Genomic DNA, 13,809 nt, shown 5'->3' with positions numbered 1-13,809 from the left:
CCCTTTTTCGCGCAGGTTCCACCTCGATGGGTCCCTTCGACTGGCTCCCCCATGCCCCCCTTGAACCCGTGCAGCTCGATTGGCTGCGCGGTGTCGAGCTTGCCGTGCTGCGCCTGGACCTGATCGACCCGCTGATCAGCGGCAACAAATGGTTCAAGCTCAGCGGACATCTGGACCAGGCGCGGCAGGCCTGTGCCAGCGGCATCATCAGCCTGGGCGGGGCCTACTCCAACCATCTGCACGCGTTGGCGGCGGCAGGCCAGCGCTTTGGTTTTGCCACGGTCGGCCTGTTGCGCGGTCACCCGCAGGACACGCCCACGGTGCTGGACCTCAAAGCATTCGGCATGCAACTGCACTGGCTGGGCTATGGCGGCTATCGTGCGCGTAACGAGCCGGGGTTCTGGGAACCGTGGCACGAGCAGTATCCCCATTTGCATGCGGTGCCCGAGGGCGGTGGCGGATTGACCGGGGCATTGGGGTGTGGGGTGATGGTCGCACAGGCGCATACGCAGTTGAATGCGCTTGGCTGGGCTGATTATGACGCCTGGTGGCTGGCAACCGGCACCGGCACTACGTTGGCTGGGTTGGTGCTGGCCGAGGCGGGCGGCCATCCGGTATACGGTGCACTGGCCGTGCCGCAAGGTCATGGTGTGGAGCGAAATGTGCAATCAATCGTGACGCAAGGTTATGAGCTGCTGGACGCGAGCAGGGGCGGCTTTGCCAGTGTCGATCCGTTGTTGCTCGCGTTTATTGACGCCACGCAGCAGCAATGCGGCCTGCCGCTGGAGCCGCTTTACACCGGCAAGGCGCTGCTGGCGCTCAAGCAGCAGATCGAGGCAGGCCGCTTCGCCCCCAGTACCCGCCTGATCTTCATCCATACCGGCGGCCTCCAGGGGCGCCGCGGCTTCGACCCCTGACACAACAGCCTGCGGGAGGCTTGGCGATGTGGCGAAGCAAACCGGAGCCTCTGTGGCGAACGGGCTTGTTGTGGCGAGCGGGCTTGCCCCGCGTTGGGGGGGCGAAGCGCCCCAATCCAGCAAAACGCGGTGTACCTGATACGGCTCAGCGCCTGGTTTTGGGGCTGCTGCGCAGCCCAACGCAGGACAAGCCTGCTCGCCACAGGAGGGCCGCTCGGCAAAGGCGTGTGGTTGCCTGAAATCGCCCATGCTCCCGCTAGTGGCGTGTTGTCAACCGATTGGCCGCCTGCCCGGCAGCATTCGCAACGCTGTGTTATCGCGCACCACATAATGGTGAAAAATCCCCGCCAGCGCATGCAGCCCAATCAGCCAGTAACCGATCTGCCCGAACAGCACATGCCAGCCCTCGATCTCCTTGGCCAGCGCCTTGTTTTCGGCGATCAGCAGCGGCAACTCCATCCCGTAGAACATCACCGAGTGCCCCTCGGCGCTGACGATCAGCCAACCGGCGACCGGCATGCCTATCATCAGCGCATACAGCGCGGCGTGCGTGAGCCGGGCCAGCAGACGCTGCCACGGCGGCGGGGCCGGGACGATCTCTGGCGCCACCCCCAGGCTGCGCGCAAACAATCGCAGCCACACCAGCACGAACACGGTAAGGCCGAACATGAAGTGCATTTCGACGATCAGTGTGCGTGCGCCACTGCCTTTGGGGAACTGCCCGCGCAACTCGATGCAGGCATAGACCACCGCCAGCAGCACCACCATCAACCAGTGCAGCGCAATCGACATGGTGCTGTAGCGCGTATCGGAATTTTTCCACGGCATCGCTGGTGTCCTCACTCATCAGGTCATGTTCCGTTCTTTGGCGACGGAGTCCGTTTACTGTATGCCTGATTTCGTCGCAGTGCGCGCCCGCGATGCCGTCATCGTGATCGCTGTCAGGCGCCTTGCGGCATTTCACCGCGCGCCAGGCGCTCGTTGATGTCGGCGATTACCGCTGGCAACTGGCTGATCGTGTCGATCAGGTAGTGGGGGCGCGAGTCGGCGAACATCACTTCGATACGCTGGCGCTCGGCGGCCAGCGTGGCGCTGTCCAGGGCCAGAAATTGCGCGTAGGTCAGGCCCAGCGCATTGCCGGAGCAGGTCAGCGCCACGGTCCACATGCCGGCGCGACGGCCTTCGAGGATGCCCGGCACGGTGTCATCGACTTTCACGCACGCCGCCACGTCGTCAATGCCCAGGGCGATCACGTTGGCCAGAGCCTGCGCCGGCCACGGGCGACCGTTGGGGACGTCATCGGTGGCCACGACGTGGTCGGCGACGTAACCGTTGCTCGCCGCCAGGGCGACCACCTTGTCCATCACCTGCCGGGGATAGCCAGAGCAGGAGCCGATTCGGATGCCCTGCGCACGCAGCGCCGCGATGGTGTCGAGGGCGCCGGGGATCAGCGCCGAGTGCTCGGCGATCTTCTCGATCTGCAACGGCATGAAGCGCTGGTAGATCGCGGTCACGTCCGCATCAGTGGGCGTGCGGCCGAACGCCTGGCGGTAGCGCGCGGCCACTTCAGGCTGGTCGCAGAGGGTGCGGATATGGTCCCACTTGCCCATACCCATGGGGCCACGGGCTTCTTCGATCGATACCTGCACGCCGAATTCGGCGAACGCCTCAACGAAGATCTGCGTGGGCGCGAACGAGCCGAAATCGACCACGGTGCCGGCCCAGTCGAGGATCACCGCTTGCAGGGTGTTGGGGTTTTGATACTGCATGGTTCAAGTCCTGTGGATGCTGTTGGGGTGTAGGAGCGCTTCACCGATCGCCGTGACCGCCGCCCGCATGTCCGTGGCGTCGACATGCCCAATGCAGCCGACGCGAAATGTCTCCACCTGGGTCAGTTTGCCGGGGTACAGGATGAAGCCCCTGGCTTTGACCCGCTCGTAGAACGCCTGGAATCGATAGCGCGGGTCTTGCGGAGCGTGGAAGGTGACGATGATCGGTGTCTGGATGGCGGCCGGCAGGAAGCTGCGCAGGCCTAGCGCGGCCATGCCGTCCAGCAGCGCCTGGCAGTTGTTGGCGTAGCGCAGGTGGCGGGCGGGCAGGCCGCCTTCTTCGTCGAATTGCAGCAGCGCCTCATGCAGGGCGGCAACCACATGGGTCGGTGGGGTGAAGCGCCACTGGCCGGTGCTGGCCATGTAGCTGTGCTGGTCGAACAGGTCCATCGCCAGCGAGTGACTGTTGCCTTGGGCTGTAGCCAGCGCGGCCTTCTGTGCGAACACAAAGCCCATGCCCGGGACGCCTTCCAGGCATTTGCCAGAGGCCGCGATCAGCGCGTCGAAGGGTATTTCGCGGGCATCGATGGGCAGTGCACCGAACGAACTCATGGCGTCGATAACCAGCCGCCTGCCGTGGCGTGCGACCACCTGCGCAATCTCCGCGAGCGGGTTGAGGATGCCGGTGCTGGTTTCGCAGTGGACCAGAGCGACATGGCTGATGCGGTTGTCGGCGTGCAGCAGGCGGTCCACATCGGCGGCGGTGGTGGTGGCATCCTCGGCGGTTTCGAAGGTGCTGAATGCGCGACCGAGCACTGTGCAAATCCTTGCCAGACGCTTGCCGTACGCGCCGTTGATCAGCACCAGCACCTTGCCGTCACGGGGCACCAGCGTGCCGATGGCGGCCTCGACGGCAAAGGTGCCGCTGCCTTGCAGGGGAATGCAGTGGTGGCTGTCCGCACCGTTGAGAATCGCCAGCAGCCGTGCACAGACGCTGGCGGTGAGTTGATTGAAGCGCGCATCCCATGAGCCCCAGTCTTCCAGCATCGCCTGGCGGGTGCGCGGCGAGGTGGTCAGGGGGCCAGGGGTCAGCAGGCGCGGAGCGGCAGTGATCATTGCAAGTTCTCGCGAGGCGTTGGTGTGAAAGCTACGGCGCCTAAATTGCAGTTTGGCTTGTCATCAATCAAATTGTTTGTTGTTATGCGAGCCATCAGCGAGGCCGATAACCATGAACCTGTTTCAATTGCGCGCATTTGATGCCGTGGCCCGCGAGGGCAGCTTTACCCGGGCGGCGGCGCGGCTGTTTATCAGCCAGCCGGCGGTGACCGGGCACATCAAGGCGCTGGAAGAGCACTACCAGATTCCGCTGCTGCGTCGCACCGCTCGACGGGTTGAATTGACCGAGGAGGGCACGCGCCTGGCGGCGATCACCCGGGCGATCTTCGGCCTGGTGGACGAGGCGCAGACCCTGCTGGAGGCCAATCGCCAACTGCTCAGCGGGCGCCTTGAAGTCGCGGCGGACGGCCCGCACCTGGTGATGCCGATGATCGCCAGCCTGCGTGCACGCTACCCGGGCATCACCGTGAACCTGCGTCTGGGCAACGCCCAGGAAACCCTGGCGGCGCTGTTGGCCGAGCATGCCGACGTGGCCGTGCTCACCGAAGTGGCGCCGCGCAATGGTGTGCACCTGCAACCCTTGGGTGAGTCGCGCATTTGCGCACTGGTGCCGGCGGCGCATCCGTGGGCGAGCCTGCGCGAAGGTATTGCACTCACGCAATTGCATGACGTGATCATGGTGCTGCGCGAGCCCGGCTCCATCACCCGGCGCACCTTTGACGATGCGTGCCGGGCGGTCGATGTGCAGCCCAGGGTGCTGCTGGAACTGGACAGCCGTGAAGCGGTGACTGAAGCGGTCGCGGCCGAACTGGGCGTCGGCGTGGTGTCCTCGATTGAAGTCAGCCCCGACCCGAGGGTGCGCGCAGTGCCTATCCAGGGCGATGGCCTGGTGAACCGGCACCTGCTCGGCTGCCTGCAACGGCGGCACTCGCAGCGCATGATCCAGGCGGTTTTCGAGTTGGCGCCCTGAGGGTTTTTGCTGGAACGAAGCGTGGCTGCGCTATAAACTCTGCCGCCAAAGCGCCGGCCAGTAGACGTCTCGGCGCCATGGACAGTTAGAGAGTGAGTCATGGGCGCACAGTGGAAAGTCAAACATAAAGAAGCGGCATCCAATGCCAAGGGCAAGATCTTCGGCAAGCTGGTGAAAGAAATCACCATTGCCGCGCGCAATGGCGCCGACACCGCCACCAACGCCCACCTGCGTCTGGTGGTGGAGCAGGCCAAAAAGGCCTCGATGCCCAAGGAAACCCTGGAGCGCGCGATCAAGAAGGGCGCCGGTCTGCTCGGTGAAACCGTGCAATACCACCGCGTGACCTACGAAGGGTTCGCCCCGCACCAGGTGCCGTTGATCGTCGAATGCGTCACCGACAACATCAACCGCACCGTGGCGGAAATCCGCGTGGCGTTCCGCAAGGGCCAACTGGGCGCATCCGGCTCGGTGGCCTGGGACTTCAACCATGTGGGCCTGATCGAAGCCTCGCCGGACAGCCCGGACGCCGACCCGGAGATGGCTGCCATCGAAGCCGGTGCCCAGGATTTCGAAGAAGGTGAAGAAGAAGGCACCAGCCTGTTCATTACCGAGACCACCGACCTCGACGCCGTGCAGAAAGCGCTGCCGGAGCAGGGCTTCACCGTGTTGTCGGCGAAGCTGGGCTATATCGCCAAGAACCCGGTGACCGGGTTGAGCGATGAGCAGATGGCCGAGGTTGAGGCGTTCCTCGAAGGCCTGGATAACCACGACGATGTGCAGGACATGTTTGTTGGTTTGGCGGGCTGATTGTGGGAGGGGGCTTGCCCCCTCTTATCAAGCACAAGCTAACTTATTGATTTTAAAGATAAAGTTCCAGACAGGCACATTCCTGTGGCGAGCGGGCTTGCCCCGCGTTGGGGTGCGAAGCGCCCCCAATCCAGCAAAACGCGGTGTACCTGATACGGCTCAGCGCCTGTTTTTGGGGCTGCTGCGCAGCCCAACGCAGGACAAGCCTGCTCGCCACAGAGGTCCCAGTTTGCTGCGTGACAGGGAGCCTCCCACAGTTGTTTAGCGGTGTTGGAGGGAATCGAGCAGTGCTTCGATGTCTTCGAAGCCGGGCCGCGCCAGCACATCGGGCTGACAGCAGTTTTGCTGCAGCGCCAGCAGTTCGTCGCTCACCTGCCCGTCAACCCGCTCCAGCAATTCCCCCAGCAATACGCCGAACGCGCGCACTTCAATCCTTTGCAAGGCCCTGGTCTCCAGCGTGTCCGCTGTGGCGTGGAACGACGCGGCGCCAAAATCCCCCAGCAGACACTCCCCGGCTTCATTCCACAGAATATTGTGGCCATACAGGTCGCCATGGGTGATGCCGTGCCGGTGCAGGTGCGCCGCCACCGAGGCGATTGCGCGTGCCATGCGCAACGCCACGTCCAGGCTGAACCGGGTATCGGCCGTGTAGATGTCGCGTGTGCAGGAAGCCAGGCTCGGCAGGGCGGCGAGGTTGCGGTAGCTCGGCTCGATCAGGTCCATCACCAGCGCGGCTTGGTCATCCGGGTGACCGACCACGCGGCCCCTTACCTTGATCAGGTTGGGGTGCAGGCCGGCGGCGATGCAGGCCTGCATTTCGTGCAGCGGTGAGCCGTCGCTGGTGATCGTGCCTTTGTAGAGTTTGACCGCCACCGGCAGCGCCTGGGGTTTGTACAGCGCCTGGCGGATGATCCCCGAAGCGCCTTCACCCAGCACGTCGCCCAGTTCCAGGTCGGTCCAGGGAATGTTCGGCGTCGCGTCCTCGCTTGCCAGGTCCGCTGCCATTTCCACCGGATTGCCGGCATAGGCCAGCCAAGTCAGGCTGGGCAGGGTCAGCAGCCAGCGGGGCAGGTGGGGCAGGCGATTGGCGGCGATACGGATCAGTTCGAGGTTCCGGCAGTTGGCCAGGCTCTCGGGTAGCTGCGCCAGGCGGTTGCCGGCCAGCATCAGCTTTTGCAGCAGCGGGCGCCGGCCCAGTTCGTCGGGCAACTGGCTGATGCGGTTGTCGGTGAGGATCAGCCAGCGCAATTGCGGCGGCAAGGCGGCGGCCGGCACATGGCTGATCTGGTTGGCCTTGAAGCCGATCATGCTCAATGTTGCGCATTGTCCCAGGCTCGCCGGCAACTCGGTAAAGGCGTTGTCCGAACAGAACAGCACGCGCAGGCGCGTCAGCCGGTGGAGGTCGTCGGGCAGGCGGCTCAGTGCGTTGCCCGTGAGGTTGAGGATTTCCAGGGAGTCGGCCAGTTCGAAGATTTCCCGGGGGAATTCAGTCAGCCCGCAGGACAGGTCCAGGCGCGTGGCACCGGCCAATTGGCCGGCCTTGAGTTGGGCGAGGGTATTCATGAACGGCGCGGTCACTCGGCAAGGGGCGTAAAAAAGGCGCTCATGATAACGGCTCGGGCGCAGGTTGCGGGGCGACCTGTTGCAATTGCCCCAGACGGCTGGCGGTGCGCGCCAGATCGATGGCCTGGCCGCTCATGGCCTGCGCCAGTGACTGTTCACCGATCAGCGTCAGCTGTTTGTCACGGTCGTAGAGCACATCCACCAGATTGATGAAGCGCTGTTGCACGGCAATCGGGCAGTCGGCGAGGTGGGGCAGGCCATCGATGATCCAGTGGTCATAGTCCTGGCACAGCAGCAGGTAATCCATCACAGCGGTGAGTTGTTCGCACAGGTCGCCGAAGGTGAAGGCGATAGTGCGCGCCTGATGGCCGCGACACTTCAACTGCCGGTTGCCCACCGTCAGGCTGTGCTCGGGGGCGTCCGGAGCCGGCAGGCCAAGCGCCTCGCGTTGCACCGGCGTGCCTGGCCACACGTAGTGCCCGCGGGTAAAACGTTGTTGACCATGAGCCTGGGGCAGGCTGCGAAAATCCTCGGGTGAACTGACTTCCAGCACGTCCATGCGCGCCGCGATCAGGTCGATCACCGGCTTGAAGCGCTCATGGTACAGCGGGTTGGGCAGCAGGCCTTCGGGTGCATAGTTGGACGTCACCAGCACCAGCACGCCGCGCTGGAACAGCGCCTTGAACAGCCGGCTGATCAGCATGGCGTCGCCGATATCGTGCACATGGAACTCGTCGAAACACAGCACCCGACAGCCGGCCAGTAATTCATCCAGGGTTACGGCCAGAGCGTCGTCCTGCGCGCGGTGCTGGAACATGCCCTGATGCAGGCGGGTAAAAAAATCGTGGAAGTGCACGCGCTGTTTCTCGGCAAGTGGCAACGCCTGGAAAAAACCGTCGAGCAACCAGCTCTTGCCGCGCCCCACCGGGCCGTGCAGATACAGGCTGCGGCTGGGTTGACCGGCGAACAGGTGCGCGGTCTCGCGGTCCATGGCGGCAATCGCCCGGGTCTGGTCGGCACTGAGGGTGTAGCCCTGCTGCGCGGCCTTTGTCTGAAAGAACATCGCGATGGATGCGTCGGTGCGGGTGTCGGTTTTTTTACCGAGCAGGCGACGAATCAGGGAACCGGCCAATACAAGTCACTCCAGGGTGCGGTGGTCGCCTACTGTAGGCGACCGGCGCAGTCTCGAAAAGCCACGGTCCGGGCTAAATCCGCTATCGACTGGCAGATTCCCCCTGAGGGACTACCCTCATACGAAGGTGTCACCCGCGCATAAGGATTTGGTGCTGTGAAGGGACGAGCGGTATTGGCAATCATGGGCGCAATGCTCTGTGACGCGGTCTACGCGGCGCAACTGCAGGTTGTGGTGCGTATCGACGTGCAGCGCGGTTGCCAGTTGGTGGGCACCACGCGCAGTGCCGGTGTGGAGCAGCTTAGCGTGCTGGATTTTGGCAGCGGCCCGCGGCTGGACGATCCGGCCGGCCCACTGAGTGCGGCGCTCATCAGCCAGCGCCAGCCGCGCCTGGAGTGCAACCCCGACACGCCGTATCAGATGCGCGTAGACGGTGGCCTGCACGGTGGCACCGGCGAAGTGCGTTATCTGGGCAATGCCACCGCGTCGAGCAAACCCATCCCCTATCGTATTTATGCGGACGCCGCGCGGCTGATCCCGTTGCCGGTGAACGTGCCAGTCAGCGGCCGCGTGCCGGACAGCGGCTCGGTCGACCTGCCGCTCTACGGCCGCATCGACCCCCTCAAGGACATTCCCGCCGTTGGCCGCTATACCGACCTGCTCAAGGTGACGGTCACATGGTAGGCCATCGTTTGACCCTGCTGGCCATGGGTGGCCTGTGGTTGCTGGCGCCGGATGCTCGGGCCGCGGTGGCCACAGGCTTCATCCAGGCGCGCATGGTGGTCACCGCCAGTTGCGAGGTGAGCAAAGGCACCGACGTGGCACCCGTCAGCCCGAACGGCGGCACCGCCATGCTGGATTTCGGCAGCCAGGGGCCCACCTGGAACAACCCGTTGGCGACCGGCATGTCGGCCGGCGATAACGCGCCGCTGATGGTTTCCTGTAACCCGACGGTCGCCAGTTTTACCGTGACCATCGACGGCGGCACCAATTCCGTCGGCTCCAGCCGGCGTCTGAGCAACGGTCGCCAGACCATCGATTATCAACTGATGGCCGACCCGCTGGGACGCATTCCTTACACCATCGGCGAGCAACGCAGTTTCGTCGCCAGCAATGGCACGCAAATGACCATCCCGGTGTGGGGCGCCGTGGTGGCCAATACCACCGCCCTCCCGGCAGGAACCTACACCGACACATTGACCGTGACACTGGATTGGTAAACCCAAAGGATGACTCTCATGAACCCACTTGTATCGCGAATCGGCGTCTGCGCCCTGGGCCTTGCGATGGCCTCCAGCCTGAATGCGGCGACTACGGTCACCGGGCAGATCAGCTCCAGCATGACCTTGATCGCCAGCTGTCAGGTCAACGGCTCCGGTGCCGCAACCGGGCTTAACTTCGGTGCCTTGAACTTCGGCACCATCAACAGCCTGTTTACCAATGCAGACGCCCAGCTGTTGGGCGGCACCGGCACCGGCGGGGCCTTGTCGATCCTGTGTTCGGCTGGCACCACGCCTGCGGTGAAGGTGCGCGCCGGTGCCCATGACGGCGCCTCGCCGGGCGGCACCCGTGCCTTGGCCGACGGCGCTGGCAACTTTGTGCCGTACGACTTCTATACCGACAGCGGGCACTCCGCGCTGCTGGCGATTGACGGCGTGGTGACCCTGGCCGCCAGCACCGGCGTGGCGCAAACCGTCGCGCTGTACGGCCGAGCCGTCGGCAAACCGGGGTTACCGGCGGGCACGTACACGGACACGGTGGCCGTTGAACTGACGTTCTGACCATGTGGCGTACAGCGTTGCTGGCCTTCGGGCTGGTGTTGCCGTTGCCGTTGGCGGCGGTGACCAACCAGAGCTTCCAGGTGAGCGCGACCATTACGCCGGGCTGTCTGATTGTGGGCGGTGGGGTCAATTACGGTTCGCTGAACTACGGCAGCTATTCCGCCCTGGCCACCAGCACCGTGACCGCAGCCCTGACCGGCGGCATCACCTTGCAATGCACACCAGGCGTGGCATTGAGCGTGAGTGTCGACGGCGGGCTGCACAGCACCAGCGGGCGCAACCTCAAGCACAGCAGCGGCAGTGCCCAAGTGGGTTATCAGTTATTCAGGGATGCCGCATTCAGCCAGAGCCTGGGGGTGGGCCAGAGCGTCAGCGTGAGCTACAGCGATGCAAGCAATATCCGCCTGCCGATTTACGGGCGCGTGGTACTGCCTGGCAATCAGCCGAATGGGACGTACAGCGACACGTTGCAGGTGCAGCTGTCCTGGTAGGGATTTCAATATGAGGAGTGGTTTTATGCGTTCACCTTCCCGGCGCTTGTGCGCCGTGGGTATTGCCTTGATTGCCGCGAGCATGAGCGGGCTCGTGCAGGCCGCAAGCTCAGTGCTGATCTGGCCGATAGACCCGGTGCTGGAGGCCGATCAACAGGCCAGCGCACTGTGGCTGGAAAACCGTGGCACCGAGACCGCTAACCTGCAGGTGCGCGTGTTTGCCTGGAGCCAACAGGGCTTCGACGAACAGTACCAGAACCAGCGCGATGTGATCGGCAGCCCGCCCGTGGCCAGGATCGAGCCCGGCCAGAAGCAACTCGTGCGCCTGACCCGCACTAAGGAAGTGCCGCCGGGGCAGGAGCAGGCCTACCGCATCATCATCGATGAAATCCCCTCCGCGCTGCAGGTGCCCACGCCTCCGGAAGGCAAGAACACCGCAGCGGCGATTCGCTTCCAGATGCGCTATTCGGTGCCGTTGTTCGCCTATGGCGCGGGCCTGTGGAGCAGGGAAGACGCGACCCGCCCGCGCGACCCCAAGGGCGCCGGCAAGCCGGAGCTGAGCTGGCACAAGGTCAATGTGGCTGGGCGCAGTTATATCGAAGTGCGTAACCAGGGCGCCGTGCATGCGCGGCTCACGGATGCCTCCTTCAAACAGAACGGGCAAACCCGGCCATTGGTCGAGGGTTTGCTCGGCTATGTGCTGCCCGGCGCGACCATGCGCTGGCCGGTGCCGGATGCCGTGTCGGCCGACCAGCCGTTACAGGTACGAATCAACGGTGCGCCGCAACTGGAGAGCCTGGCGCCCAAGCGATAAGCCGATGCAGAGGGACGGGCCAATGCCCGGGTGTTAACAGGAGGGAGATGTCCATTGAAGGACACAACGCCATGTGTGAGTCGTGGTCAGACTTGCGGTATATGGCTGTCGATGGCCGTGGCTGGCGGGCTGTGGGGCGCCGCGGTGGCGGGCGAATTGCCGCCGCCGCCGAGCAGCATGGAGGCGGTCGCCGATGCTCAATTGTTTCTGCAGTTGGTGGTCAACCAGATGGACACTGGCCGCGTGATCGCGGTGGACCAACGTGCCGGGCAACTTTTCGTGCCCGCCAGCGCATTGCAGGAGGTGGGCATGACCTTGCCCGGTGACTTCGGCACCCGCGTGCCCCTGGACACGGTGCCCGGCCTGCACAGCGATTACGACAGCACCGGCCAGCGCCTGCTGCTGGACGTGCCGCCGTCCTGGCTGCAGGAGCAGTTCATCGGAAACCGCAACACCTACCCGCGCACCCAGGCCATGAGCAGCTTCGGCGCATTGCTCAACTACGATGTGTATTTCAACGACACCGATGAAGGCGGCAGCTATCTGGCGGCCTGGAACGAGGTGCGGCTGTTCGACAACTGGGGCACCTTGTCCACCACCGGGCAGTTTCGCCAGACCCTGGCTGGCGGCATCAGCGCCAGTACGCTCAATAACGGTTACCGGCGTTACGACACCACCTGGCGCTTTTCCGATGATGAACGTTTGCTCACCTACGAGGCGGGCGATGTGATCAGCGGCTCGCTGCCCTGGAGCAGCTCGGTGCGCCTGGGCGGGGTGCAACTGTCGCGGGACTTTGCGGTGCGCCCCGACCAGGTCACCTATCCCTTGCCGCAGTTTGCCGGGGAGGCGGCGGTGCCATCGTCGGTGGATCTGTTCATCAACGGCTACAAATCCGAAAGCGCACTGCTGCAACCCGGGCCCTACACCCTCACCAACATTCCGTTCATCAATGGCGCCGGTGAAGCTGTTGTGGTCACCACCGATGCGTTGGGCCGGCAGGTGTCGACCACGGTGCCGTTCTACGTCACCAGCACGCTGCTGCAACAAGGCCTCACAGATTTTTCGGTCGCCGCCGGCACCTTGCGTCGCGATTATGCCCTGCGTGATTTCGGCTACGGGTCGGGCGTGGCCAGCGGCACCTTTCGCTATGGCTACTCCGACAATGTGACGCTGGAAAGCCATGCCGAAGCGTCCAGCAACCTTAGCCTTGGCGGGCTTGGCGGTAACCTGCGCCTGGGCAACTTCGGCGTGCTCAACACCGCCATCAGTCAAAGCCGGTTCGACGGTCGCAGCGGTCAGCAACTGAGCCTGGGTTACCAGTACAACAGCACGCGCTACAGCCTGTCGTACCAGCGGGTCGAGCGCCGCGACGATTATGCCGACCTGACCCTGGTCGACACGCCTTACGCGAGCCTCAGCAAGCGCAGCGAGCAGGTCACCCTGAGCCTCAATCTGCAACGCTTCGGCAGCCTGGGTGTGGGCTATTTCGATGTGCAGGCGGCGGACGATTCGCGTACGCGCCTGCTTAACCTGAGCTGGAGCAAACCGCTGTGGCGCAACACCAGTTTTTACCTGTCAGCCAACCGCGAGATCGGTGACCGCAACTGGGCCATGCAGGCGCAGTTGGTGATTCCATTCGACCTCAATGGCAGCCTGGCGGTGAGTACCGAGCGCAGCAAGGACGGCGCCAGTCGCCAGCGCCTCAATTACAGCAGCGCAGTGCCCAGCGAAGGCGGGGTGGGCTACAACCTCGGTTATGCCCAGGGCGATGGCCCGACCTATCGCCAGGCCGACCTGACCTGGCGCTTGCAGTCGGTGCAGTTGCAAGCCGGCGTCTATGGCAGCAGCGACGCCGAGACGCGTTGGGCGGACGCCAGCGGCTCACTCGTCTGGATGGGCGGCAACGTGTTTGCCGCCAACCGTATCAACGACGCGTTTGTGGTGGTGAGTACCCAGGGGTTCGCCGGGATTCCGGTGCGTTACGAAAACCAGCTGGTCGGCCAGACCGATCGTCATGGGCACCTGCTGGTGCCGTGGAGCAGTGCCTACTACCGCGCCAAATATGAAATCGATCCGCTGAACCTGCCGCCGAACATCCAGAGCGAGAATGTCGAGCAGCGGGTGTCGGTGCGCCGGGGCAGTGGCTATCTGCTGGAGTTTCCATTGCGTCGGGTACTCGCCGCGAGCATTACCCTGGTGGACCGTCAGCATCAGGAATTGCCGCTGGGCAGCCTGGTGGTGCACGAACAGAGCAACACCCAGGCGGTGGTGGGCTGGGATGGCCTGGTCTACCTGGAAAACCTCAGCGCACACAACACGCTGCAGGTCACCCTGGGCGAAGGCCAGAGTTGCCAGGCCGCATTCGACATCGATGAGCAGCAACAGGATGTGCCGCTGATCGGGCCGTTGGTGTGTCAATGAACGCGCCATTTTCTTTGTTGAAAGAGCT

Annotated in this window: 14 protein-coding genes; 9 read left to right on the top strand and 5 right to left on the bottom strand. The window is 64.0% G+C overall.

Translation table 11 applies throughout. From position 1 onward, the window contains the following. Window positions 1-26 precede the first annotated feature (26 nt). The gene (locus tag TU75_RS16010) at window positions 27-917 is read left to right on the top strand and encodes a 1-aminocyclopropane-1-carboxylate deaminase/D-cysteine desulfhydrase (RefSeq protein ID WP_060549478.1); all 891 of its coding nucleotides are present in this window, start codon (window positions 27-29) and stop codon (window positions 915-917) included. A 270-nt stretch (window positions 918-1,187) separates the two neighbouring features. Here TU75_RS16010 and TU75_RS16005 read toward each other — a convergent pair whose 3' ends face one another. The 3 genes from TU75_RS16005 to TU75_RS15995 form a co-directional block, all read right to left on the bottom strand. Next, the gene (locus TU75_RS16005; RefSeq protein WP_060549477.1) at window positions 1,188-1,745 is read right to left on the bottom strand and encodes a cytochrome b; all 558 of its coding nucleotides are present in this window, start codon (window positions 1,743-1,745) and stop codon (window positions 1,188-1,190) included. A 113-nt stretch (window positions 1,746-1,858) separates the two neighbouring features. Next, entirely contained in the window at window positions 1,859-2,686 is an 828-nt protein-coding gene (gene phnX / locus TU75_RS16000) for a phosphonoacetaldehyde hydrolase (RefSeq protein ID WP_003238303.1), read from the bottom strand. 3 nt (window positions 2,687-2,689) lie between these two features. Further along, window positions 2,690-3,802, bottom strand: coding sequence for a 2-aminoethylphosphonate--pyruvate transaminase (locus TU75_RS15995; RefSeq protein WP_060549476.1), 1,113 nt, complete (start codon window positions 3,800-3,802; stop codon window positions 2,690-2,692). A 112-nt stretch (window positions 3,803-3,914) separates the two neighbouring features. On the opposite strand from TU75_RS15995, the gene TU75_RS15990 reads away from it, so the two are divergent. Both TU75_RS15990 and TU75_RS15985 read left to right on the top strand, forming a co-directional pair. Beyond that, window positions 3,915-4,772, top strand: a complete 858-nt coding sequence (locus TU75_RS15990) for a LysR substrate-binding domain-containing protein (RefSeq protein WP_060549475.1) — start codon at window positions 3,915-3,917, stop codon at window positions 4,770-4,772. 99 nt (window positions 4,773-4,871) lie between these two features. Then, window positions 4,872-5,579 (top strand): YebC/PmpR family DNA-binding transcriptional regulator, encoded by a 708-nt coding sequence (locus TU75_RS15985; RefSeq protein WP_057007583.1) that lies wholly within the window; start codon window positions 4,872-4,874, stop codon window positions 5,577-5,579. 261 nt (window positions 5,580-5,840) lie between these two features. Here TU75_RS15985 and TU75_RS15980 read toward each other — a convergent pair whose 3' ends face one another. After that, on the bottom strand, window positions 5,841-7,142 hold the full coding sequence (locus TU75_RS15980) for a protein kinase (protein ID WP_060549503.1): 1,302 nt from the start codon (window positions 7,140-7,142) through the stop codon (window positions 5,841-5,843). A 40-nt stretch (window positions 7,143-7,182) separates the two neighbouring features. Beyond that, the gene (gene zapE / locus TU75_RS15975) at window positions 7,183-8,274 is read right to left on the bottom strand and encodes a cell division protein ZapE (RefSeq protein WP_060549474.1); all 1,092 of its coding nucleotides are present in this window, start codon (window positions 8,272-8,274) and stop codon (window positions 7,183-7,185) included. Between the two features lie 183 nt (window positions 8,275-8,457). Between zapE and TU75_RS15970 the strand changes: the two genes are divergently transcribed. The 6 genes from TU75_RS15970 to TU75_RS15945 all read left to right on the top strand — a co-directional run bounded on the left by TU75_RS15970 (window position 8,458) and on the right by TU75_RS15945 (window position 13,781). Further along, entirely contained in the window at window positions 8,458-8,958 is a 501-nt protein-coding gene (locus TU75_RS15970) for a Csu type fimbrial protein (protein ID WP_060549502.1), read from the top strand. Then, a complete protein-coding gene (locus tag TU75_RS15965; protein WP_060549473.1) occupies window positions 8,952-9,494 on the top strand; it encodes a Csu type fimbrial protein in 543 nt (180 codons plus the stop codon). The genes TU75_RS15970 and TU75_RS15965 overlap by 7 nt, the downstream gene beginning before the upstream one ends. 18 nt (window positions 9,495-9,512) lie before the next feature. Next, complete coding sequence (locus TU75_RS15960; RefSeq protein WP_003238318.1) at window positions 9,513-10,055, top strand: Csu type fimbrial protein; 543 nt, start codon at window positions 9,513-9,515, stop codon at window positions 10,053-10,055. A 2-nt stretch (window positions 10,056-10,057) separates the two neighbouring features. Further along, window positions 10,058-10,546, top strand: coding sequence for a Csu type fimbrial protein (locus TU75_RS15955; protein ID WP_060549472.1), 489 nt, complete (start codon window positions 10,058-10,060; stop codon window positions 10,544-10,546). Between the two features lie 25 nt (window positions 10,547-10,571). Next, on the top strand, window positions 10,572-11,360 hold the full coding sequence (locus TU75_RS15950; RefSeq protein WP_060549471.1) for a fimbrial biogenesis chaperone: 789 nt from the start codon (window positions 10,572-10,574) through the stop codon (window positions 11,358-11,360). A 111-nt stretch (window positions 11,361-11,471) separates the two neighbouring features. Next, window positions 11,472-13,781, top strand: coding sequence for a fimbria/pilus outer membrane usher protein (locus tag TU75_RS15945; RefSeq protein WP_060549470.1), 2,310 nt, complete (start codon window positions 11,472-11,474; stop codon window positions 13,779-13,781). The last annotated feature ends 28 nt before the right edge of the window (window positions 13,782-13,809 follow it).

Source organism: Pseudomonas poae, from assembly GCF_001439785.1.
GTDB classification, from domain to species: Bacteria; Pseudomonadota; Gammaproteobacteria; order Pseudomonadales; family Pseudomonadaceae; genus Aquipseudomonas; species Aquipseudomonas poae.
Note: the sequence above shows the minus strand (reverse complement) of the source record. Positions and strands in the feature narration are given on the sequence as shown.

What these genes read in the sequence shown, in the direction of transcription:
- TU75_RS15990 (WP_060549475.1), top strand. Translation starts at nt 3,915, where the DNA reads ATGAACCTGTTTCAATTGCGCGCATTTGATGCCGTGGCCCGCGAGGGC.
- TU75_RS15950 (WP_060549471.1), top strand. Translation starts at nt 10,572, where the DNA reads ATGCGTTCACCTTCCCGGCGCTTGTGCGCCGTGGGTATTGCCTTGATT.
- TU75_RS15970 (WP_060549502.1), top strand. Translation starts at nt 8,458, where the DNA reads ATGGGCGCAATGCTCTGTGACGCGGTCTACGCGGCGCAACTGCAGGTT.
- TU75_RS16005 (WP_060549477.1), bottom strand. Translation starts at nt 1,745, where the DNA reads ATGCCGTGGAAAAATTCCGATACGCGCTACAGCACCATGTCGATTGCG.
- TU75_RS15995 (WP_060549476.1), bottom strand. Translation starts at nt 3,802, where the DNA reads ATGATCACTGCCGCTCCGCGCCTGCTGACCCCTGGCCCCCTGACCACC.
- TU75_RS15945 (WP_060549470.1), top strand. Translation starts at nt 11,472, where the DNA reads ATGGCCGTGGCTGGCGGGCTGTGGGGCGCCGCGGTGGCGGGCGAATTG.
- TU75_RS15960 (WP_003238318.1), top strand. Translation starts at nt 9,513, where the DNA reads ATGAACCCACTTGTATCGCGAATCGGCGTCTGCGCCCTGGGCCTTGCG.
- TU75_RS15980 (WP_060549503.1), bottom strand. Translation starts at nt 7,142, where the DNA reads ATGAATACCCTCGCCCAACTCAAGGCCGGCCAATTGGCCGGTGCCACG.
- TU75_RS16010 (WP_060549478.1), top strand. Translation starts at nt 27, where the DNA reads ATGGGTCCCTTCGACTGGCTCCCCCATGCCCCCCTTGAACCCGTGCAG.
- TU75_RS15955 (WP_060549472.1), top strand. Translation starts at nt 10,058, where the DNA reads ATGTGGCGTACAGCGTTGCTGGCCTTCGGGCTGGTGTTGCCGTTGCCG.
- TU75_RS15965 (WP_060549473.1), top strand. Translation starts at nt 8,952, where the DNA reads ATGGTAGGCCATCGTTTGACCCTGCTGGCCATGGGTGGCCTGTGGTTG.
- TU75_RS15985 (WP_057007583.1), top strand. Translation starts at nt 4,872, where the DNA reads ATGGGCGCACAGTGGAAAGTCAAACATAAAGAAGCGGCATCCAATGCC.
- phnX (WP_003238303.1), bottom strand. Translation starts at nt 2,686, where the DNA reads ATGCAGTATCAAAACCCCAACACCCTGCAAGCGGTGATCCTCGACTGG.